Annotated in this window: 25 protein-coding genes and 3 tRNA genes; 10 read left to right on the top strand and 18 right to left on the bottom strand. The window is 58.9% G+C overall.

All coding sequences use genetic code 11. From position 1 onward, the window contains the following. Nucleotides 1-111 precede the first annotated feature (111 nt). From msbA to I6L40_RS15285, 10 genes are all read left to right on the top strand, one after another. A complete protein-coding gene (gene msbA / locus I6L40_RS15330) occupies nucleotides 112-1875 on the top strand; it encodes a lipid A ABC transporter ATP-binding protein/permease MsbA (protein WP_043849448.1) in 1764 nt (587 codons plus the stop codon). After that, nucleotides 1875-2870 (top strand): tetraacyldisaccharide 4'-kinase, encoded by a 996-nt coding sequence (lpxK, locus tag I6L40_RS15325; protein ID WP_071911204.1) that lies wholly within the window; start codon nucleotides 1875-1877, stop codon nucleotides 2868-2870. The genes msbA and lpxK overlap by 1 nt, the downstream gene beginning before the upstream one ends. Before the next feature lie 121 nt (nucleotides 2871-2991). After that, nucleotides 2992-3180, top strand: coding sequence for a Trm112 family protein (locus I6L40_RS15320; RefSeq protein WP_005347033.1), 189 nt, complete (start codon nucleotides 2992-2994; stop codon nucleotides 3178-3180). Further along, on the top strand, nucleotides 3177-3926 hold the full coding sequence (gene kdsB, locus I6L40_RS15315; protein WP_071911206.1) for a 3-deoxy-manno-octulosonate cytidylyltransferase: 750 nt from the start codon (nucleotides 3177-3179) through the stop codon (nucleotides 3924-3926). The genes I6L40_RS15320 and kdsB overlap by 4 nt, the downstream gene beginning before the upstream one ends. Before the next feature lie 212 nt (nucleotides 3927-4138). Next, nucleotides 4139-4783 (top strand): UvrY/SirA/GacA family response regulator transcription factor, encoded by a 645-nt coding sequence (gene uvrY, locus I6L40_RS15310; RefSeq protein WP_033112896.1) that lies wholly within the window; start codon nucleotides 4139-4141, stop codon nucleotides 4781-4783. A 129-nt stretch (nucleotides 4784-4912) separates the two neighbouring features. After that, entirely contained in the window at nucleotides 4913-6766 is a 1854-nt protein-coding gene (gene uvrC / locus I6L40_RS15305) for an excinuclease ABC subunit UvrC (RefSeq protein WP_041208502.1), read from the top strand. Between the two features lie 223 nt (nucleotides 6767-6989). After that, a complete protein-coding gene (pgsA, locus tag I6L40_RS15300; protein WP_041208501.1) occupies nucleotides 6990-7544 on the top strand; it encodes a CDP-diacylglycerol--glycerol-3-phosphate 3-phosphatidyltransferase in 555 nt (184 codons plus the stop codon). Nucleotides 7545-7724: 180 nt separating this feature from the next. Continuing rightward, a tRNA-Gly gene (locus I6L40_RS15295) sits at nucleotides 7725-7800 on the top strand. A gap of 35 nt (nucleotides 7801-7835) precedes the next feature. Then, a tRNA-Cys gene (locus I6L40_RS15290) sits at nucleotides 7836-7909 on the top strand. 41 nt (nucleotides 7910-7950) lie between these two features. Further along, nucleotides 7951-8037: transfer RNA gene (locus I6L40_RS15285), tRNA-Leu, on the top strand. 255 nt (nucleotides 8038-8292) lie between these two features. Here I6L40_RS15285 and I6L40_RS15280 read toward each other — a convergent pair. From I6L40_RS15280 to I6L40_RS15195, 18 genes are all read right to left on the bottom strand, one after another. After that, on the bottom strand, nucleotides 8293-9453 hold the full coding sequence (locus tag I6L40_RS15280; RefSeq protein WP_216994521.1) for a phage late control D family protein: 1161 nt from the start codon (nucleotides 9451-9453) through the stop codon (nucleotides 8293-8295). After that, on the bottom strand, nucleotides 9453-9944 hold the full coding sequence (locus I6L40_RS15275) for a phage tail protein (protein ID WP_216994520.1): 492 nt from the start codon (nucleotides 9942-9944) through the stop codon (nucleotides 9453-9455). The genes I6L40_RS15280 and I6L40_RS15275 overlap by 1 nt, the downstream gene beginning before the upstream one ends. Nucleotides 9945-9956: 12 nt before the next feature. Beyond that, on the bottom strand, nucleotides 9957-12392 hold the full coding sequence (locus I6L40_RS15270; RefSeq protein ID WP_216994519.1) for a phage tail tape measure protein: 2436 nt from the start codon (nucleotides 12390-12392) through the stop codon (nucleotides 9957-9959). Continuing rightward, the gene (locus I6L40_RS15265; RefSeq protein WP_041202707.1) at nucleotides 12389-12520 is read right to left on the bottom strand and encodes a GpE family phage tail protein; all 132 of its coding nucleotides are present in this window, start codon (nucleotides 12518-12520) and stop codon (nucleotides 12389-12391) included. Before I6L40_RS15265 ends, I6L40_RS15270 begins: the two co-directional genes overlap by 4 nt. 8 nt (nucleotides 12521-12528) lie before the next feature. Further along, nucleotides 12529-12813, bottom strand: a complete 285-nt coding sequence (locus tag I6L40_RS15260) for a phage tail assembly protein (protein WP_019445430.1) — start codon at nucleotides 12811-12813, stop codon at nucleotides 12529-12531. Between the two features lie 77 nt (nucleotides 12814-12890). Next, nucleotides 12891-13409 carry a phage major tail tube protein gene (locus I6L40_RS15255; RefSeq protein WP_216994518.1) on the bottom strand — a complete coding sequence of 173 codons (519 nt, stop codon included), beginning with the start codon at nucleotides 13407-13409 and terminating at the stop codon, nucleotides 12891-12893. 9 nt (nucleotides 13410-13418) lie between these two features. Further along, entirely contained in the window at nucleotides 13419-14591 is a 1173-nt protein-coding gene (locus I6L40_RS15250) for a phage tail sheath protein (RefSeq protein ID WP_367948934.1), read from the bottom strand. Nucleotides 14592-14794: 203 nt separating this feature from the next. Continuing rightward, on the bottom strand, nucleotides 14795-15199 hold the full coding sequence (locus tag I6L40_RS15245; protein ID WP_216994516.1) for a tail fiber assembly protein: 405 nt from the start codon (nucleotides 15197-15199) through the stop codon (nucleotides 14795-14797). A gap of 2 nt (nucleotides 15200-15201) precedes the next feature. Then, nucleotides 15202-16269 (bottom strand): phage tail protein, encoded by a 1068-nt coding sequence (locus I6L40_RS15240; RefSeq protein ID WP_216994515.1) that lies wholly within the window; start codon nucleotides 16267-16269, stop codon nucleotides 15202-15204. Then, a complete protein-coding gene (locus tag I6L40_RS15235; RefSeq protein WP_216994514.1) occupies nucleotides 16269-16901 on the bottom strand; it encodes a phage tail protein I in 633 nt (210 codons plus the stop codon). The genes I6L40_RS15240 and I6L40_RS15235 overlap by 1 nt, the downstream gene beginning before the upstream one ends. Next, nucleotides 16898-17797 carry a baseplate J/gp47 family protein gene (locus tag I6L40_RS15230; protein WP_216994513.1) on the bottom strand — a complete coding sequence of 300 codons (900 nt, stop codon included), beginning with the start codon at nucleotides 17795-17797 and terminating at the stop codon, nucleotides 16898-16900. Before I6L40_RS15230 ends, I6L40_RS15235 begins: the two co-directional genes overlap by 4 nt. Further along, a complete protein-coding gene (locus I6L40_RS15225; protein WP_216994512.1) occupies nucleotides 17794-18165 on the bottom strand; it encodes a GPW/gp25 family protein in 372 nt (123 codons plus the stop codon). The genes I6L40_RS15230 and I6L40_RS15225 overlap by 4 nt, the downstream gene beginning before the upstream one ends. Continuing rightward, nucleotides 18162-18734, bottom strand: coding sequence for a phage baseplate assembly protein V (locus tag I6L40_RS15220; RefSeq protein ID WP_216994511.1), 573 nt, complete (start codon nucleotides 18732-18734; stop codon nucleotides 18162-18164). Before I6L40_RS15220 ends, I6L40_RS15225 begins: the two co-directional genes overlap by 4 nt. A gap of 137 nt (nucleotides 18735-18871) precedes the next feature. After that, nucleotides 18872-19363 (bottom strand): helix-turn-helix transcriptional regulator, encoded by a 492-nt coding sequence (locus I6L40_RS15215; protein ID WP_216994510.1) that lies wholly within the window; start codon nucleotides 19361-19363, stop codon nucleotides 18872-18874. A gap of 275 nt (nucleotides 19364-19638) precedes the next feature. Further along, entirely contained in the window at nucleotides 19639-19839 is a 201-nt protein-coding gene (locus tag I6L40_RS15210) for a Rha family transcriptional regulator (RefSeq protein WP_216994509.1), read from the bottom strand. Between the two features lie 369 nt (nucleotides 19840-20208). Beyond that, nucleotides 20209-20640, bottom strand: a complete 432-nt coding sequence (locus tag I6L40_RS15205) for a type II toxin-antitoxin system YafO family toxin (RefSeq protein ID WP_216994508.1) — start codon at nucleotides 20638-20640, stop codon at nucleotides 20209-20211. A 14-nt stretch (nucleotides 20641-20654) separates the two neighbouring features. After that, a complete protein-coding gene (locus I6L40_RS15200) occupies nucleotides 20655-20867 on the bottom strand; it encodes a hypothetical protein (protein ID WP_216994507.1) in 213 nt (70 codons plus the stop codon). Nucleotides 20868-21019: 152 nt separating this feature from the next. Further along, the gene (locus I6L40_RS15195; protein ID WP_216994506.1) at nucleotides 21020-21358 is read right to left on the bottom strand and encodes a hypothetical protein; all 339 of its coding nucleotides are present in this window, start codon (nucleotides 21356-21358) and stop codon (nucleotides 21020-21022) included. Nucleotides 21359-21365: the final 7 nt, after the last annotated feature.

Below are 21365 nucleotides of genomic sequence, written 5' to 3'. Positions count from 1 at the left end.
CATCTCATCCCTGATTTGGGGGCCGAATCCCTGCTATCTGTATGGTGGCGCTTGGTGGATGTCTACTGTTTGGCTAGAATACCCCGTCATTTCCATTACCAACGGCTATTCATGCAACAAGAAACTTCACAAGGTAGCTGGCCAGTATTCAAGCGCCTGCTCGGTTATGTCCGTGACCGCAAGCTTGGCCTGATCGGCGGCATCATCGGCATGCTGGGTTATGCCGCTGTCGACACCACCTTCGTCTACTCCATCAAGCCGCTGATCGACCAGGGGATCAACGGCAACGATCCGACCGTGCTCAAGTGGATGCCCTTCTTCGTTCTGGGCATCGTGGCCCTGCGCGGTGTCGCCAACTTCCTCTCCAACTACTGCATGGCCTGGGTCGGCAACCACGTGGTGATGCGTCTGCAACAGCAGGTGTTCAATCACATGGTGGCGATGCCGATGAGCTTCTTCGACCGCCAGAATACCGGCCACCTGCTCTCCAAGGTGACCTATGACGCGAGTCAGGTCTCCTCGGCGGCGAGCACCACCCTGGTGACCCTGGTGCGGGAAGGGGCGACCGTGGTCGGCCTGCTCGGCCTGATGTTCTGGCACTCCTGGCAGTTGTCGGTGATCTTCCTGGTGGTGGGCCCGCTGGTGGGCATTATCATCGGCCTTATCAGCCGTCGCTTCCGCCAGATCAGCCGCCATATCCAGCAGGCGGTAGGTGATATCACCACCTCCACCGAGCAGATGCTCAAGGGGCACAAAGAGGTGCTGATGTTTGGTGGCCAGAAGGTAGAAGAGAAACGCTTCTTCCAGGTCAGCAACAACATGCGCCAGCAGACCATGAAGATGGTCGCGGCTGATGCCATCGGCAGCCCGGTAGTGCAGATGGTTGCCTCCATCGCGCTGGCCGCTTTCCTCTATGTGGCCACTGTCGACAGCGTGCGCAGCACCCTGACTGCCGGTACCTTCACCGTCATGATCACCTCCATGATGATGCTGCTCAAGCCGCTGAAAAGCCTGACCGACGTCAACAACCAGTTCCAGCGTGCCATCACCGCCTGCCACAGCCTGTTTGGCCTGCTCGACACCGAGCCGGAGCAGGATACCGGTACCCGCACTCTGGAGCGTGCCCGTGGCGAGATTGAGTTTCGCAATGTCACTTTCACCTACCCGACCAAGGACACCCCGGCGCTGCACAACGTCAGCTTCAAGGTGGAGGCGGGTAAATCGGTGGCGCTGGTGGGCCGTTCCGGCTCAGGCAAGAGTACCATTGCCAGCCTGTTGACCCGCTTCTACGACATCGATCAGGGGGAGATCCTGCTCGACGGCGTCAACATCCGCGAATACAAGTTGAGCGAGCTGCGCAAGCAGTACGCGCTGGTCTCCCAGCATGTTCACCTGTTCAACGACTCGGTGGCCAACAACATCGCTTACGCCGCGGAAGAGAAATACAGCCTCGACGAGATCAAGCAGGCCGCCCGTATCGCCCATGCCGACGAGTTCGTCAGCAAGATGAGCCACGGTTACGACACTGTGGTTGGCGAGAACGGTGCATCCCTCTCCGGCGGTCAGCGCCAGCGTGTTGCCATCGCCCGCGCCCTGCTGCGCGATGCGCCGGTTCTGCTGCTGGATGAGGCCACTTCGGCCCTCGATACCGAGTCCGAGCGCCACATTCAGGCGGCTATCGATGAGCTTTGCAAGGCGCGTACCTCGCTGGTGATCGCCCACCGCCTCTCCACCATCGAGAAGGCGGACGAGATCCTGGTGATCGACGAAGGCCATATCGTCGAGCGTGGCAACCACGCAGCACTGATGGAGCAGCGCGGCACTTATGCCCAGCTGCGCGCCATTCAGTTTGGCAATGCAGGAAACAAGGCCTGATGCTGGAACGGCTCTGGTATCGCAAAAGTGGCTGGCGCTGGTTGCTGGCCCCTTTTGCCCTGCTGTTTGCCATCATCAGCGGCACCCGCCGCTACGCCTATCGCCACCGCTGGCTAAAGGGGTATCGCTCCTCCTTGCCAGTGATCGTGGTGGGCAATATCTCGGTGGGCGGCAACGGCAAGACCCCGGTAGTGGTCTGGCTGGTGGAGCAGTTGCAGGCACGCGGCTATCGCCCCGGGGTGGTGAGCCGTGGTTATGGCGGCAAGGCGCCCGATTATCCCTATCGGCTCGATGCCGCCAGCACCACGGCGCAGGCCGGTGATGAGCCGGTACTGATTGCCCGGCGCTGCGGCTGTCCGGTGGTGGTTGCCCCGAAACGGGCCGATGCGGTACGACTGCTGGAGCAGAGCGGCGAGGTGGACATCATCATCACCGACGACGGCCTGCAGCACTATGCGCTGGCCCGCGACATCGAGCTGGTGGTGGTGGACGGAGCGCGCCGTTTTGGCAACGCCTGCCTGTTGCCGATGGGGCCGCTGCGCGAGCCGGTCACCCGCCTCAAACGGGTGGACGCCATCATCTGCAACGGCGGCGAACCGGGCAAGGGGGAGTACACCATGCAACTGGTCGCCGACACCCCGCGCCGGGTGCGCGACGATGCACCGCTTGCCGTCCCCTTGTCGGGGCCGGTCGATGCGCTGGCGGGGATTGGTCATCCGCCCCGCTTCTTTGCCACCCTCGAAGGGCTCGGCTATCAGCTGGAGCAGCAGGCCGCCTACGGCGATCATCACCCCTTCGATCGGGATGAGCTGGTGGGGCGCTTTGCCAGCAAGCCGCTGCTGATGACCGAGAAGGATGCGGTCAAGTGCCGCCCGTTTGCCCTCGATAACTGGTGGTATCTACCGGTCAGCGCCGAGTTGCCAGCCTCCCTGCTCGACACCCTGCTGCACAAGCTGGGGACGAAGGGGAAGGGCGCTGCCAGGGCGCAAGATTAATCTCTCTCGCCTCGGCGGGGGAGCAGGGGGTTGATATGCCCCGCATGGAATAGCTGGTTGCTCGACATCCATCGCTGGCGTGATGAATCCGCCAGCGCGACATCGTTGAAGGAGTATCGTTTTGGCTTTGGACATCAAGTTGCTCGACATCATCGCCTGCCCGGTCTGCAAGGGTAAGCTGCACTACAACAAGGCCGTGCATGAGCTGGTCTGCCGCTTTGACAAGCTGGCCTATCCGCTGGAGGAGGGGATCCCGGTGCTGCTGGAGAACCGCGCCCGTCCGCTTAATAGCGACGAGCTGCCGTCATGAGTTTCGTCGTCGTCATTCCGGCCCGCTACGCCTCCACCCGGCTGCCGGGCAAACCGCTGGCTGACATCCATGGTAAGCCCATGGTGCAGCACGTGGTGGAAAAAGCGCTGCAATCCGGTGCCGATCGGGTGATCGTCGCCACCGATGACGAGCGGGTGCAGCAGGCACTGCTGACCACCGGCGTCGAGGTGTGCATGACCTCTCCGGATCACCAGTCCGGCACCGAGCGTCTGGCCGAGGTGTGCCGTCACTACGGTTTTGCTGCCGATACCATCATCGTCAATGTGCAGGGGGATGAGCCGCTCATTCCGCCCGCCATCATCCGTCAGGTGGCGGACAATCTGGCCGCCGCCACGGCGCCGATGGCGACCCTGTCGGTGCCGATCAGGGATGCCGAAGAGGCGTTCAATCCCAATGCGGTCAAGGTGGTGACTGACAAGGATGGCTACGCCCTCTACTTCAGTCGCGCCACCATCCCGTGGGATCGGGATCGCTTTGCCAACAGCCACGAGCAGATTGGCGACCACTACCAGCGCCATATCGGCATCTATGCCTATCGCGCCGGCTTTATCCAGCGTTATGTGGACTGGGCGCCGAGCGTGCTGGAGCAGGTCGAGGCGCTGGAACAGCTGCGGGTGCTCTGGTACGGGGAGAAGATCCACGTGGCGCAGGCGCTCGAAGCGCCACCGGTTGGTGTCGATACCCAGGCCGATCTGGAGAAGGTGCGAGCCTTCCTGGCGGGCTGATCCGGCAGGCTGAAGATAAGAAAAACGGTGTCGCAAGACGCCGTTTTTTGTTTTGAGTATCTCGATAATTATCTGATTACGAACACTATAAATGCGCTTTATCAAACTTTTGGCGTGCATGGTTTGCCAAAGCGGCGAGTTTGGTTATGATGCAAGACGCCCTGTTAACCCTAACCGGGCGGCCAAAACGAGATAAAAAACGGGGTGTTTGGGTGATAAATGTATTCCTGGTCGATGACCATGAGCTGGTGCGTACAGGGATAAGACGCATTCTGGAAGATGTTCGCGGGATCAAGGTGGTAGGCGAAGCACAGAGTGGCGAAAATGCAGTTGCTTTCTGTCGTCAGCACCATCCGGATGTGATCCTGATGGACATGAACATGCCGGGTATTGGTGGTCTGGAAGCGACCCGCAAAATTCTGCGGATCCGCCCCGATGTGCGCATCATAGTGCTGACCATCCACTCAGAAAATCCTTTCCCGACCAAGGTAATGCAGGCTGGCGCCGCCGGTTACCTGACCAAGGGGGCCGGGCCGGACGAGATGATTCAGGCGATCCGGTTGGTGCACTCCGGTCAACGCTACATCTCCCCGGAGATCGCCCAGCAGATGGCCCTGAGCCAGTTTGCCTCGGCGGACGAGAACCCCTTCAAGTCCCTCTCCGAGCGGGAGCTGCAGATCATGATGATGATCACCAAGGGGCAGAAGGTGACCGATATCTCCGAGCAGCTTAACCTGAGCCCGAAAACGGTCAACAGCTACCGTTACCGCCTGTTCAGCAAGCTGGGGATCAACGGTGACGTGGAGCTGACCCATCTGGCTATTCGCTACGGCATGCTGGATGCCGACACCCTGTAAGCGGGGGAGTGTGGTCACCAAGGCGGCATTTGCCGCCTTTTGCTTTTTAGCCCCCTTTTGCATTTTCATGAGTGGGCGCAGTATGCTCTCCCCCGTCTTTTTGCCTTCATCCGTTGAGTCGAGTTGCCGATGACCCTCTCTCCCGAGCCCCTTTTTGACAGCAAAGCTTTTCTCGCCGCCGTGACGCACCAGAGCGGCGTCTACCGCATGTATGACAGCGGCGGCACCGTCATCTACGTGGGCAAGGCCAAGGATCTGAAAAAACGGCTCGCCTCCTACTTTCGGGCCAATGTCGACAGCATCAAGACCCGTACTCTGGTGCGCCAGATCGCCGATATCCAGGTCACCGTCACCCACACCGAGACCGAGGCGCTGATCCTCGAGCACAACCTGATCAAGCAGTACCAGCCCCGCTACAACGTGTTGCTGCGGGACGACAAATCCTACCCCTGGATCATCATCACCGCGCATCAGCATCCGCGCATCGGCGTCCATCGCGGTGCCCGCAAGATCAAGGGGGAGTACTTCGGCCCGTACCCTTCCGGTGGCGCAGTGCGCGAGAGCCTGCACCTGATGCAGAAGATCTTTCCGGTGCGCCAGTGCGAGGATGCAGTCTACGCCAACCGCACCCGTCCCTGCCTGCTCTATCAGCTCAAGCGCTGCGCTGGCCCTTGCGTGCCTGGACTGGTGAGCGAGGCCGAATATGCCCAGCAGGTTGAGCTGGCCAAGCTGTTTCTGGCGGGCAAGAACCAGCAGGTGATCGGCGAATTGGTGGGCAAGATGGAGTCCGCCAGCGGCGATCTGCGTTTTGAAGAGGCGGCCCGCTATCGGGATCAGATCCTGGCGTTGCGCCGGGTCACCGAACAGCAGTCGGTGAGTGGCAACGTGCTGGACGAGCTGGATGTGGTGGGGGTCGCCTTCGAACAGGGGGCGGCTTGCATTCACGTGCTCTTTATCCGTCAGGGCAAGGTGCTCGGCTCGCGCAGCTACTTCCCGAAAGTGCCGGCCGATACCCAGCTCGACGAGGTGGTGCAATCCTTCCTGCTGCAGTTCTATCTGTCGGGGCAGGGGGGACGGCAGATCCCGAGCGAGGTGCTGCTCGACGTGGCGTTGGAAGATGAGAACGTCATCGCCGAGACCCTGAGCCAGACCGCCGGCTACAAGGTGCGGGTGGTGAGCCGTACCCGTGCCGAGCGGGCCCGCTTCATCAAGCTCGCCTCCATCAATGCCGAGACGGCGCTGCGCTCGCGGCTTGCACACAAGAGCACCATCACCGCCCGTTACGACCAGCTGGAAGAGCTGCTGGAGCTGGAGCGCCCCATCGCCCGCATGGAGTGTTTCGATATCTCTCACACCATGGGGGAGCGCACGGTGGCCTCTTGCGTGGTGTTCAACCGGGAGGGACCGCTTAGCTCCGAATATCGCCGCTTCAATATCGACGGCATCACCGGCGGCGATGACTACGCGGCGATGGAGCAGGCGCTGGAGCGGCGCTTTGGCAAGCAGCAGGAGCCGGACAAGGTGCCGGACGTGCTCTTTATCGACGGCGGCCTCGGCCAGCTGCGCCGCGCCGAAGAGATCCTGGCGCGCCAGCTGGAGTTCCTCGGTGGCAAATATCCGCTGCTGGTGGGCATTGCCAAGGGGGTCACCCGTAAGGCGGGGTTGGAAACGCTCATCATGGGGGAGAGCCACGAAGAGTTGCATTTGCCGGCAGATATGCCCGCTTTGCACCTTATTCAACATATTCGCGATGAATCCCACCGTTTTGCCATTACCGGCCACCGGGCACGGCGAGCCAAAGCCCGCACCAGCAGCACGCTGGAGGATATTCCGGGAGTGGGGCCGAAGCGGCGTCAGGCACTGCTCAAATATCTGGGCGGCCTGCAGGAGGTGAAAAAGGCGAGTGTGGATGAACTGGCCAAGGTGCCCGGCATCAGTCAGGAGCTGGCCCAAGCCATCCACGATGGTCTGCATTCGGCCTGAGTGTTGAATGACACTGTTTTTTTCATGAGATGATTAACCGGGAACATTCGCTAACTCCTTGATGCACAAGAGCCGTGACGCAGGGGGGCCGTAAATGCCATAATGGCGCGGTATTGCGAAAGGGTTGATGGATTAAAAAAGACCAAGACGGGCGTCAGTGCGGTTGCATCGCAAATCGGCTTTGGCGCACTATGTAGCGACGTACAAGAAGTGGCTGAAAATAATGACAAACATACCTAACATGCTGACGTTTTTCCGGATTTTGCTCATTCCCGTCTTCGTCATCCTGTTCTATCTGCCTTACCAGTGGTCCTATCTGGCCGCTGCCATCGTCTTTATTCTGGCCGCTGCCACCGACTGGTTTGATGGCTATCTTGCCCGCAAGCTCAATCAATCCACCGCCTTCGGTGCCTTCCTCGACCCGGTCGCCGACAAGATCATGGTGGCCACAGCACTGGTCATCATCGTCGAACACTACAACACCATCTGGGTCACCATTCCCGCCATGACCATGATTGGTCGCGAGATCATCATCTCCGCACTGCGCGAGTGGATGGCTGAGCTCGGCAAGCGCTCTTCGGTGGCCGTGAGCTGGATTGGCAAGTGGAAGACCATGATCCAGATGGTGTCGCTGACCGGTCTTATCTGGCAATACAACGTCTGGATGGTGTGGCTGGCCTACGTGCTGCTCTATGTCGCTACCGTGCTCACCTTCTGGTCGATGTTCCAGTACATGAAGGCAGCCTGGAGCGATCTGACCCATCACTCCAGCTTCTGAGTTATCAGGCAGTAACAGGCCGTTTCTCGCAATTTCAGACAAGAAACGGCCAAAGGCGCTAAAAGTGTGCAAAAAGGGCAAAAAACGCCCGAACGATCAGTTAATTAAATATTTCTGGTTGACTGGGCGGGGAACATCGCTAGAATGCGTCCTCGTAGTCAGGCAGTCAGCCAGACCAATGCGGGAATAGCTCAGTTGGTAGAGCACGACCTTGCCAAGGTCGGGGTCGCGAGTTCGAGTCTCGTTTCCCGCTCCAAATTCAGACAATAGAGAGCCAACTCTCTTTTGCATGGCGCGTTAGCAAAGCGGTTATGCAGCGGATTGCAAATCCGTTTAGTCCGGTTCGACTCCGGAACGTGCCTCCATATTGACAAGCCCGCGGCGCGAGCTTGATACCGATTACGGTGCCCGAGTGGTGAAATCGGTAGACACAAGGGATTTAAAATCCCTCGACGTTCGCGTCGTGCCGGTTCGATTCCGGCCTCGGGCACCATTAAAATCAAAGAGTTACAGAAGGCCACTAGAAATAGTGGCCTTTTTCTTTTGCCTAAGTGGCGACAAAGTGGCGACAGCGTTTTTTTGAGTGGCTCACCTCTTCTTGTAATGGGTAGTGACACGGTCTTCTTGTATGATGCCGCTCTGCCTGATGGCGCACTTCATGCGGCGCCTTTCCCTGGCCATGTCTCGGTGCGTTGTCAGTCAGAATGAGGAAGGCCCCACATTGTGGGGCCTTTTTCGCATCCGGTTGTCACTCCGGTAGCTCTTCCAGCTTCACTTCGAGTTGCAGGCGGTTGGTGTAGCCCTGATCTGTAAGGTCGTGCACCACCTTGGTGAGTAGCCAGTCGGCCTCGTCGATTTGTGGTTTGAAGCCCCTGACGGTGGTGGGTTGTTCCGGGTAGAGTTCGGGGCGGCCTTTGGCCAGGGTGATCTGGAACTCGGCCACGCCACGCTGCAGCTTTTCCCACTCAGCCCTGGCTGCCCGCATAGCGTTGCTCTGGCTGGCGTAAACGTGGCGCAGCTCTTTGACGTTCTCACTGTCGCCAACCAGTAGCTCGTTCTCCTTCTTGTTGACCACCACGCCCGGCGGCAGGGGTCGTTCCTCCTTCGGTTTGGTCTTTCGCTTGCGCTTCACCTCTATTTTCTTTTTCTCGGCGGCTTTGTTGTCTTGCCAGTAGGCGATGACACCGGTGTAGGCATCGCGGTCAGCCACCGAGAACTGGTGCTGATCGCCGTCTTGGCGGGTGATGGTGATAGCAGGGAGTGGCTTGCCACTGGCGGTGGTGCCATTGCCTGCCTTGATGAACATCAGACGGCCAGATTTGACGGTGGCGATGGCATCCTGCTCGGTCGCCAGGCGGGTGAGAAAGGCCAGATCGCTCTCGTTGGTCTGGTCGATGTGGTCGATCACCATCCCCTTGAAGGCGTCGCCGACGCTTGGGGTCAGGCCATAGCGGGCGGCCAGTTGCTCCACGATGGCGCCGATGGTTTCGAAATGCCAGCTGCGCTCGCGCAGTTTGTTCATGCCCCCGCGCAGGTCTGCCGATTTGCCTCTGATGGTAAGCACATCCGGTGCGCCGCCATGCTCCACCTCGTCAATTTTGAAGGTGCCTTTATCGACCAGGGGGCCGCCTTGCCACCCGATGCTGGCTTGCAGGGTGGCCCCACGGCGCGGCATGGCCAGCTTGCCGTCGCTGTCATCGAGGGCGATCTCGATGGTGTCGGCAGAAAAGCCCCGGTTATCGGTGATGGTCATGTGCATCAGGCGCGGGCGCAGGGTGCCCGAGATATCGCTGCCATCGACCCGCACCTGATAGGCGGGCGCCGGATGCTGCTGGCTCAGGGCATCCAGCTGGCTGGTGATACCAAGGTTTTCAGCCAATCGGGTACCGAACTGGTCGAATGCCTCCATCAGAGCATCCCCCCGAGTTTGCCGCCTACGGTGTTCAGCAGCTTGCCGACGCCCAATCTACCGAGCAGGTTGCCCGCGGTGCGGCCGAGCAGGGTATTGCCGAGGGAGCTGTCGTTGTCATCGACCCGCTTGAGCTTGATGCTGAACTCGATTTTTCGGGCACTGCCATCCTGGAAGAACTCGCTGCGGGTGGTGCTGATCCCCTCTATCACGAACGAGCCGCGCATCACGCCATCCCCCTGGATCAGGGGGAAGGCTTGGCCGCTGTCACCCATGCTATTGAGCATGTCGAGGGAGACTGGCCCGCCGGTGAGCTCTGGATAGAGCACACCGCTCAGGGTGCTGAGCTCGTCATCAGGCCCGAGGTACTGATATGAGGGGCGGGCGCCGACCCTGTTATTGCCTGGGTGGCGCCATGATTTTTCGTCTTGTTGGGATTGGGGGGCCACGGTCGAGCGCATAAACACGAACCAGCCCAGGGTCATCATCATGGTGGTTGCTCCTTAGTTGCGGTCGGTCAGGGAGGCACGGCCACTGGCAGCCGCCTGCCGTTCGCGTCGGTCCAGTTCGCGGCGCACCTCTTGCGCCACATCGGTGGCTGATTGTCCCGGCTGCTGGGTGATACTGATCGGGGCGTGGATCTGGGTGGTGCTGTTGCCTCGGGCCACTGGTCGCACCGAGGTGACGATGCGTGGGCCGTATCCCGAACCGCCCGCCATGGCCGGGGTGTTGTAGTTGCCGGTGAGGTAGCCGGACGGATTGACGTTGGCGGTGACCGAGCCGCCCCCCTTCATCCAGTCCGGCAGCAGGTCGGTGAGGGCTTTGATCTTGTTCTTCAAACTCTCCCACTTGGCGCTGATGCCGCCAATCAGGCCGTCGATGATGGCCTTACCCTTGTTCGCGGCCCCTGCTGGCAGGGTATCGAAGAAGGCCCAGATCTCGTTCCAGTGCATGATCAGCATGCCGATGGGGGTCCATGAGAAGAGCTCTTTCAGGAGTTCCCAGAAGGCGAGAGCAGGGGCCTTGCACTGGGTCCATAGGTCGCTGAACCACTTGGTGACCCCATCCCAATGTTTATAGAGCAGGTAGGCCCCGGCCGCGATTGCCACAATCCCCATGATGACCCAGCCGATCGGGGTGGTGAGCATGGCGATCCCGAGCCTGACCATGCCCATGGTCAGTGCCTTGATGAAGGTCAGCAGTGGTCCGCCATAAACCAGCAGGGTAGAAAGCCCCATTTTGATGGCGGCCAGTGGCCCCAGCAGACCCGCCACAATCAGCAGCAGTGACCCGCCAGCGGCAGCCGCTACGGCGGTGACTGCCGCGATACGGGTCAGAGTAGAGGTCAACTCTGGGTTGGTCCGCATCCAGTCGCCCGTGACCTGGATGATCTCGGTGATACGCTGGATAATGCCGCGCAGTGGGCCGTTCTCGGTCTCCATCATCTGGATCCCCACGTCATCCCAGGCGGAGGTGAGGTTGTCCAGATCGCCGATGGCGTTATCGGCCATCACCTTGGCGACCTTGCCCGCTTCCCCTTGGGTTTGCTTCAACGTGGCGATCAGCTCCTGCAGCTTGCCGGAACCGGCCTGCTCGGTTAGCACGGTCAGGGCGGCAAATGCCTCTTCGCCCGCGATGGCCTTGAAGTAGCCCGAGCGGGTGGCGTCCCCCATCTTGCTGGTTTTCTTGTAGAGCTCGTCCAGGATATCTGGCAACGAGCGCAGGTTGCCCGCCGCATCGGAGGTCTTGACGTTGAGGGCGGCCAGCGCATCGTGCGCCGCCTTGGGCGGAGAGGCCAAGCGGCCGAGAATGGCACGGATGGCTGTCCCGCCCATGCTGCCCTGAATCCCTGCATTCCCCAGCTTGCCCGCCATGGCGGAGGCAGTTTCAAGGTCGACTCCGAGCCCTGCGGCTACCGGCCCCACGTATTTCATGGTTTCACCCAGCATCTGCAAGTCCACGTTGGCGCGGGTGAAGGTGCCGACCATCACATCCCCCAAGCGGTTCATCTGGTTGGCCGGCAGCTTGAAGCCGGTCAGAACGTTGGATCCGATGTCAGCGGCGGCAGCAATCTCGATGCCGCCCGCCTTGGCGATATCGAGCACCCCTGGCATGGCGTCACGGATTGCCTTGGGGGTGAAACCGGCCATGGCCAGAAAGCCCTGACCCTGCGCGGCTTCGCCTGCCGTGAAGGCGGTATTGGCGCCGAGCTCCCGAGCCTGGGCCCGCAGGGCGGCCAGTTCGCTGCTCTCTTTGCTCAGCCGGGTGATCGCCTGCACCTTGGACATATCGACATCAAAGCCCATCGCCTTGCCCGCTAGATTGGTGCCCTTGTAGATGGCCGCGACCCCGGTGGCCATCCCTGCAGCGCCATAGCCCGCCAGAGTGCCGCGCATCGACATGGTTTTGTCGTAGTTGGTTTTGATCTGGTTGAGGCGCTTTTGCTGGTCGGCCAGTTGCCCCAGCTTGGCCCGTTGCTGGTCGAGTTGGCTGTTGGCGGAGGCCAGATCGCTCTTGAGCTGGCGCTGGTGCTGGCCCAGCTGTTTGGTGTTGATGCCTGCCTCGCCCATGGCCCGTTTCAGGCTGCCATGACGGGCGACCATTTCCCGCTCTTGTTGGGAGAGGTCGCGCACCTTTTGCTTGGCCTGTTCCATGGCGCGGGTCATGGCCTTGGTCGGTTGCTCGACCTTGGCGAATTGCTGGGCCATCTGCTGGGCGTCGCGCTGGGCTTGGGTCAGCTGGGCGCGGGTTGCGCCAATCTGCTGGCCGAGGGTGCGATAGCCATCAATCTGGCCGCTCTGGGCTTCCAGCTCCTTGATGCGCTTTTTCGTGTCGACCAGGTCTTTGGCGGTGATGCGGCTCTGGCCGCTGGCTGCCTTGAGGGGGGCGGTGAGCTTGTCGATCCCGTTAAGCAGGATTTGAAGTTTGAGAGGGTTCATTGTTGTTCTGCCCCGTTGATGCGGTTGTGAGTCTCAACGAGGCGTTGGTGCCAGCCCATCAGCTCGCTGATCTCCATGACCGCCATCTCGGACGGCGGCCAGTGGGCGATGATGGCCAGATCGGCCATCACCTCGTCTACGCAATGAGGTAGGCCATTCTCTTCGGTACCAAAAAAGCGCTTACCTCGCTGCCCAGTTGCATCAGGTCAGCCGGATCCATGTTGCCAATCTCGGCTTCGGTCAACATGGGGGTGGTGATGCGGGGCAGCAGTTTGGTGAGGGCGTTGACGTCCATCTGCACCACATCGGTCATATTGAGGCCGCGCATTTCGCCCGCCTTGGGCTTGCGCAGCTGGATCTCGGTGAGGGTAGTGTCGCCGCGCTGGATGGCTTGGTCGAGGGTAACGGTTTTGTTTTCCATGGTGTCGGTTCCTGGTGATGTGGTGAGGGCGGCACTTATTGGTTGGATAAGGACCGCCCATTGGATGAGGGAAGGGGTTATAGGCCGAGGGCTTTACGGTGTTCGGCCATGCGGTCGACGCCATCGGGGCCGATCTCAATCATGTTGATGAGGTCGATTTCATGGATCACCTGACCGTTGATGGTCTCCTTGTAGTAGGTGTTGACCATGCCGACCTTGGCTTGGGAGTTGTCACCGGCCTTGAGGGTGCCGCGGTCGAGCTCTTTGAAGCGGCCACGGCAGATGATCTCGACGGGTACCACCTCGGCGGTGTCGTCGCCCTGTACCGAGCCGGCAAAGCGCACCATGGTTCCGTCGGCCTTGGGTTCCCCCATGCAGCGCAGCAGGGGTTCCCCATAGCCGCCGAAGGTGAACGAGACATCGAGGGCGCTGTCATCGTGGCCCATATCGATGTTGACGGCGCCGCCCATGCCGCCGCCGCGATAGGCTTCAAACTTGCGGGTCAATTTGGCCGGGGTGAAATCTTCCGCTTCACCCACCCAGTTCTCGCCGTTGAGAAAGACGTTCAAGCGTTTGAGTTTGCGTGGCAGTGCCATGGTGGCTCCTTATGCTGCGGCCGCGACGCGGGCGCCGAAGTCGATCAGGTAGTGGTCGGTGATGCGCTGGATGAAACCGAGGTCTTCGAGCGGCGGCACCGGGGTGTAGTTGTAATCAATGCGCAGTTTGCCCGCCTTGAGGGTGTCCTTGTCGTTGAGCTCCTCGTTGTACCAGCAGTCAAACCCGAGCAAGTACCCGCCGTTCACCAGCTTGCGTCCCTTGGCCTTGATCCCTTCGACGATGTCTTTGACCAGGGAAGGGTGCAGCGGCTTGTCGTTGGCCCACATGTGCGCCTCTGCCATGGTGTCAGCTAGGATCTGGGCGGTGCGGGTGTAGTTCTCGAAGGCGAACAGGGGATCATCGGAGCAGGTGCGGTTGCCCCAGTAGCGAAAGCCGTCAGAGCGGATCAGTGCGGTGACTTCGTTGGCGTTGAGCAAGCCGACCTCGGTGTCGGGGTCTTGCAGATCCCAGAACAGGTTTTTGGTCATGCCATCGACCCCGGTCACGCCGACGTTCGACAAGGTCTTGTGCCAGCCAATCTCTTTGTCGATCAGTGCCCGCATGGCGGCGGCCTTGAGGCAGGCATCGAGCTTGATACTGGCATTGGCGGTAACGTCCCACGCCGTCCAGTCGGCATGCACCAGCATCAGCTCACGGCTGGAGAAATTTTCACGGTAGGCCAGCGCAGCCTCGACTGTCTCGGCAATGGTCGGTACATAAGCAAAGGCGCGCAGCTTCTTGGCCATGCCCGCCAGCGCAGTGGACACCGGCAGTGTGCAGTTGTCCGGCACGCAGAGGATGCGCGGCTTGACGCCGGTAGCCGGGCTGGCCCGCTCCAGCGCCATGAGGCCGGTATAGCTACCATCGGGCTTGATGGTGCCGATGATGTTGCTGGTCAGCGCAGCTGCATCTGCGCCTTTAGCCACACGCACGGCGATAACGATAGTGTTGACGGTGTCATAGATGGTTTGCAGCGAGCGCTTGAGATTCCCCTCGCTGCCCGCCTTGGCGATGGCCGCTGGCAGGTTGGCGATAAGCACAGGCTTGTCGAGGGGGAAGTAGGTGGCGTCGGCGTCTTCGCTGGTGCAGACCATGCCGATCACCGCTGTGGCGACGGTGCGGATGGTGCGGGTACCGTCGGTCGCTTCGACGACGCGCACGCCGTGGTGGAATTGGTCCAGTGCCATAGGTTCTCCTGTTGTCCGGACGGAGCATTCTTTGCGTAGGTAATGCAGGTGATGTGAGCAGGGTCAGGATGCAGGGGCAGGGGATCGCAGGCGAGCGGCGGCCAGTGTATCTGGCGTGGATACACTGGATGGGCGGTGACAATGGAGTAACGGACGGCAGTAACGAAACACCCCGCACAGGGCGGGGTGGTGGTTGGTCAGATGACTTTTTCCGGTTCGGTTGGCCATTGCGGCGACTCAGGCCAGCCATCGAGCTCCGGCACCAGCGTCAGCTCGTATCGGTAACGCTGCCAGTCGGCCAGCAACTGGGTGTGCTCTGGCTTGGCATAGCCGCCATCGACGGCGGGGGTGATAACGGCGATTTGTTGGTTGGCCAGTGCCATGTATGAGCTCAATTCAGCGGATGCTATTTCGTGATCCGATTGTGGTTCCCTCTCCTTTAAGGTCGGATATCCGTCTACATCGACAATATCCATTATGTTAGTCAAGCCATCTAGCAGTCGGTCATAATCCTCCTTGCGCAGCTCAACCGCATCATCAGGAACCTCATTGATGCTGTCGTTATAAAACCCCTTTTGGGTGAACGAGTAGTAATAATTCATGGTTATCGCCCCAAAGATATCCAGTAAAAGCTGCGAGAGTGGAATGCGTAGTTTTCCACAAATGCCTGAGCCGATACGCCGGTTTGTGTCGGGATGCCCACACTAAAATCCTGACGACACAAACGGTATTCTGCGTTGGTATCTAGACTTCCGATGGTAACCCCTGATGTTGTTGCGATACCTAAGGCGGCATTTGGATAGGCGATGGGGAATGTGATATCTGCTTTTATTCCTCCTATCATCCCCGTCGGAACTGTCAAATAACCCCATTGAAAAATAAACGAACCCAGCCAGACAGGCAGAGATAGATACCCTGTGGTACCCAGTTTTAACGAGAATCCAATTCGTAATTTCTTGGGGGTGACTGCAAGGTCATCAGCGGTGCCAGCTATCAACTGGTCTTGTGTTGCCACCTTCATCATACCCAGCACAGTTTCACTGGCCTGCTTAACCCATCCCCACAGGGTTTTCACCGTGATAACTGTATCGGCTTTTTGATTGGCGGTGCCCGTTTCATTCACTTCTGTCTGGGTGGCGTATCTGGTGAAGCCTTTGGCTGCTTCGGTTGCATCTGGATGATCGCGGCTCTCCCGGTGCACTTTTATTACATCATCGACGTATTTGCGGGTGGCCAGTACCACAGCAGGGTCAATCTTGAGCTCTACCGCGCTTGTGTCACTGACGATCAGCACCATACGGATGGTCTGGGTACGGCCAGAGCCTTCTGATAGTTGGGGTTTGTAGGTGTCAGGGCTGTTGGCAATAGCGATCAGCGTGCCCGTTTCGTCATAGAGTCCCACCTCGCGGATCCACCATCCGCCGACGTTCTCGGGAATTATCTGCTCTGCTACCAGCTGCGCCGGATTGAGCGGGTCTTGAAACAGGGTGTTCAGGGGGGCGCGGCGTTGCTCCCGCACCAGGGCGGTCTGTGCCGGGTTGGGGGTGACTGGCTGGCCGTTGCCGTCGCCCACCGCCATCTGGGTGATTTTGAGCGGTACGCCCAGCGCGATGGCGTTGGCGATTTTGGCCTGTCCCGCATGGGTGGGGATGGCGAAATAGATGGCACTCATTAATGGGCACCTCCTGTCTGTTGCGAGTGAATGGTCAGGGTGTCGAGGGTGTGCAGGGCGCCGCCGTGCCACTGCTGGCCACGGATCTCGATGACCTCGGGGCTGTAGGGGTAGATGGTCAGCTCGTCGCCCAGGTAGCAGGCTGCCCCCAGATAGAGCGGGCCACGGGTTTCCATGCTGATGGCCAGCCCCGTCAGATGGCGGGTCATGGGTTTGGCGTCGGCGATAAGCCGTTCTAGCTCCTGATACATGGTTTCGGTGATGCCCGTGTCGAGCACTCCGATATCGAGCTTGAAGGTGCCTGGGGTGGCTTGTGGGGTCTCTTGCCACCACTCCAGCACCCGGATCAGATAGCCGAGCGGTTCAACCACTCGGCGGATGGCGCCGATGGTGCCCTTGCGACTGTGGACGAAGTAGCTGTTGGCGATCACTTGGCGCTTGGTAGCCTCTGGCCACTTGTCATCCCAGCGGTCGACGCTCCAGCTGGCGGCTAGATAGGGCAGCAGGTGGGCGGGGCATGTCCAGGGTGACCAGAGTGAGCGAAACGGGATCGGTAACTGCATCGCCTGGTCACCTGTGGCGGCCAAATTGCGCTCAGTGCGGGTAGTGCTGGGTGGTAACAGGCTATTCATGTGGCTAGCTCCACAGTGAAGGCGGTGCAGTAGGCTGCTTGGGTCTGGCTCGGGGTGATATCGGCCCAACCCGGCAGATCGACCTTGGTCACCCCCTGCACATGCAGGGCGGCATCGATAGCTGAACGGGGTACTTCGACCCCGATACGGCGGCGCGGATTGATAAAGGCGGCAAGCCGATCGCGGGCGGCCTGGAGGACCACATTCGCCTCAGCTCCCTGGCTGCTGACGTGTAATTGAGCGGTGATGGTGTAGTGGATGATGCTCGCGCTTTGTACGGTGAGTCGGTCGGCCACCGGTCGCTTGTCTTCGTGGCTCAGTGCCTGGTCCACCTTGGCGATCAGCGCCGTGTCAGCGGTGCCGTCCCCTTCTGTGCTGAGGATGGTGACGATGGCCACTGCTCCCGATGGGCTTGAACCTTTGGCGTCTGCCACCTTGCCATCGGCCGAGAGGGCGAAATACTCATAGGCCCCGGTCGGACCGGCGACACTCAGCCCATCCCACGCCATCAGGGCGCGCAGGATCAGCGCTTCGTCATCTTCCTTGATTTCGGGTACCGGCGGAGTGGCACTTGGGTCACTTTGCCGGATGGTAAGGCGTTGCACATTCCAGTTGGCCACCAGATTATCGAGGTCGCTCCCCTTGGCCCACGCCAGCATATTGGCCACGGCGGCATCGTTGATGCGCTGGCGCAAGATCAGTTCCCGATAGGCATTCTCCTGCAGCAGCTTGGTGATGGGTTCGGATTCGAGCGCCAGAGTGGCGGCGATGGCCTGCTGTTGGTCTGCCGGATAGAGGCTGACGAGATACCCCTTGCGCTCGGCGAGCAGGGTCTCGTAATCGAGCTGTTCGATCACATCGGGTTGTGGCAGTTGCGAGAGGGTAATGGTGCTCAACTGGCGGCTCCTGTGGGGATAGTGATGGAGGCACTTTCTGTTTTTGAATCGGGCGCGCCGCCATCTTTACGCTGCCAGGTGAGCTCGATGGTGAGGGCACCATCCATGCCGCCGCCCAGCACATCGACGCGGGTGACGGTGATGCGGGGTTCCCAGTTGATAAGGGCCTGCACGGTGGCAGCCATCAGGCGCAGGCGGGTGGCTTGATGCTGGGGCATGTCGATGAGGTAAAAGAGCTCGCTGCCGTAGTCACGGCGCATCACCCGCGAACCCACCGGGGTGATGAGGATGTCGCGCACCGATTGGATGATGTGGTCGGTGACGCTGATGGCGCGGCCATTGGCGGCATTCATGCCGAGCCAGTTCATACCGGGCCCCCTGATGTGCCGCTGCCCGGCATGGTGTCTTTGTGTTTGTGGGTCGTGACTTCTATACCGCCGATGGTTGCGTTGGGGGCGGTAATCTTGCCGCCCGCGCTGATTGTGGTACCGACCTTGAGCGCCTTGGTGCATTCGACCAGCGGGGTGATCAGCTTGACGGTGACGGAGGCTTCGATGTTGGCTGACTTGATGCCGGTGGCGTTGAGTGCTCCGGTTTCAGGGTTATATTCGATGACGGCGCCATCGGCGTATTCGGTGCGGTCGAGATCTGGGTTGTCATCCTCGGCCAGCGGCTCGGGGAACTGGTCAGCATTGAGGCGGCCGACGATATAGGCATTGCGCAGATCGCCGCTGACCGATAGCAAAATCACCTGCTCGCCCAGGCTCAGGCGGTGGCGGGTACGGTTAGCCCCGGCCCGTTCTGTGGTATAGGGCCGCCAGTTGGTGGTGATGTCGCCTGTTTTGACGCGACATTCCCCAGATCGCACGGTTGTTACGGTGCCAATGCGGATCAGGTTGTCGATCAGGCGTTTGAGTTCGGTTGGGGTCGAGTGCATGGGGCCATTGTTTTGGACAATGGCCCCTGAATGCGAGGGGCTGCCATTGTGTTGCGGCGCTACACAATGACTTGGTGTAGTCAGTGGGCGACAGTCGTTATCAGGAAAGCCTTCTGTGCAGTAATGTTCGTCTTAACTTAGAAGGTGAAGGCGGTGGGGGTTAACTGGGTATTTTTAAAGTCCTGAGATAATGCAAACAAAAAGACTGGTGACGGTTCAACCATTCCGTTCGGGTTATATGTTGGTCCATTAAGCACTGAGGTAAACGCAAAATTCAGTCTGGCGCGAAAACCAGGTGAACCGTAATACTCTTGGGCTTCCGCAAGTAGATGATCTTCATTTTCCAATTCTTTTGAAACAACAGCCCATCCATTTTGGCCTAGCAGAGCCGCGTATCTTTCCATCGCAGATAGGACCGTTGATGGTAGTACTTGCATCCCATTGCAGACGCGGAAGAAGATCTCCATTGAGAGTGGGCTTCGACCCGTTTCGATTTTTGTCCATGCACTGGGTGTTTTGCCGCAGAAGTCGGCAATTTGGGCTTGGTGAATGTTGCGCTCTAAACGAAGCTCCTTCAATAGGAGAAGTGTGATACTCGAGAACGTAGTGGCCTTACTCTCGCTATTCATAATGCTTGCCTTAAAGTTGTTTCTAGGATTAAAAAAACAGTAACATACAAGTTCTTGGTGGTCAATCTATAGTTCCCGCTAATCACTTGCAGGTTCCTGATGGGAATGTGATAGCTCTTTTGGCATCTTTTTTGTAAGGAGACACAGACGATAAGATGGCTCGTGAGGCAGTGGATATTTACAACGTGGAGAGACTGCATCATACGTTGAAATACAGAGCCCCTAGGCTCTGAGTGGAGAGACAATGTGTAAATTTATTTCAGGACTAGACTGCCTCACCTTTCCCATACTTGATAGATAATGAGCTCAATATTGCGCTCATTGAAACCTTCGGAATAGTCGAGGGTGACGATCTTGTGCAGTACGTCTTTGTGCTGCTTGCCAAAGAGCTCGGCCACTTTCAAGGACGTGGTGACAGGTTGGCCTTGTTGAAGGCTGATGATCTCAGCAGGGGTAAAACTGGTGATGTTGTTCATGATGAGATACAGGTAAATCGCCACCAAAGAGGTCTCAATCTCGACTGGTGACGAGCTGAACAGGGTTTAGACTATCGGGCATCAGCCGTGAGGCTGCCCAGCCCAGCCCGCCATAACAGAAATTGCGGGTACTACTGAGCCGCACAAAAAACACACGTGCGCGCATTGTCCGCTCTAATGCCTGCGGGGTCTCAATCCCGGCAACGGATGTTGCCGTTGCTCGCGCCCTATCACGCAACCAACCCAACCACCAATCAACACAAACCCGCCCGACTGCACACAACACCAGCAGCAGGGTAGCGATTTCCGTCAGGGCAGGGGATGTCTGTTTCGGCTGGGGGCAAACACAGAGTGGTGATTTACAGTTGATTAGCGGTTGAAGAACTGTTCGGCAATCTCGGCAAGTCGTCTTAGAAATAGAGCGTTCCGTGCCATAGCATGCCCAGGTTTCAGTAAGGCAATGACGCAAGCATGGCCTTTTAGCTCATCGATACAGTACACCAGATGCACATCAGAGGTTTGACGGTACTTGAAGCCTCTGTAGCTCACGGATAGCGTACTCAGTGGCAGTACATGAACATGGCGTAACTTGGCTGCTTTGACACTGGAGGGCGTGTCTGGGTGATCATAGAGCTCATCTCTGCCAAAGATCCCCGTTGGCTTGGTGTAGAGATGTTGCCCACGTTGCAAGTATGCTTTGAAGTCTTTGAGTAGTTGTGTCTTGCTCGCCTCTAACTCTGGATCATCTGTCAAGTCGGCCCTGAACATCGCGTCATAGCTGACGACTCTTGTGATCTTCATGAGGGCCGACAGGGTCAGATTTCAGAAAACGTGGCGTTTTTGGGGTCACTTGTCAGGATGGACGCCATAGACAATATGGCGAGGCGATCGAGCTGCTCGGCCGTTACGGCAGTCTTCATGGTCTCATGGGGGTGGGCATGAGGACGCTTTAAGGCCACAGCAACCCCTTTATGCACCATATCTTGGCGCACTTTGGTGTGGGGTTTGAATTTGTTTGCTGTGTGCATGATGACTCTCTGTCTGAGGTTGGTTAAGGCTGTACGCCTTGCTCTTAGCGTAGTCCCGATTCGGAATTTCAGGCGCATTATTACGCAATACTGCGCAACGGACAACCGCCAAAAGCGACTAAGAGCCACCATTAACCACAAATCAGGGCCAATTAGTGAGCATGATCAATCTGCTTGCCAACATAGACGAGCATCAGGCCAAAAGTGAAAAGTACAGCGTAGAGAGAGAAGGCGCCAGCAGTCTCGGGAATGAGAGCATTAATCAACGGCCATTGCGCAAAAGGGCTTATTGGCTGGGGTAAGACGACTTGACCGTTAGTTATGGCTTCTATTCTGTTGTGAACTCGGTCGACGCGGTGATGGAATCTAGAGAGCAAGAATCCAGCAGAAATAGCTGCCGAAGCGATAGTGATACAGCATTTACCGACACCCTTCAAAAATCCAGGCTCGAGGATCAGGCTCATCAGAAAATCTTGTATGCGTTCCTTCATGTGAATA

Origin of the sequence: Aeromonas sp. FDAARGOS 1410 (genome assembly GCF_019048745.1) — a bacterium.
Classification (GTDB): Bacteria; Pseudomonadota; Gammaproteobacteria; order Enterobacterales; family Aeromonadaceae; genus Aeromonas; species Aeromonas jandaei.
The sequence above is the reverse complement of the archived record's forward strand: the minus strand, read 5'-3'. Positions and strand labels throughout refer to the sequence as shown.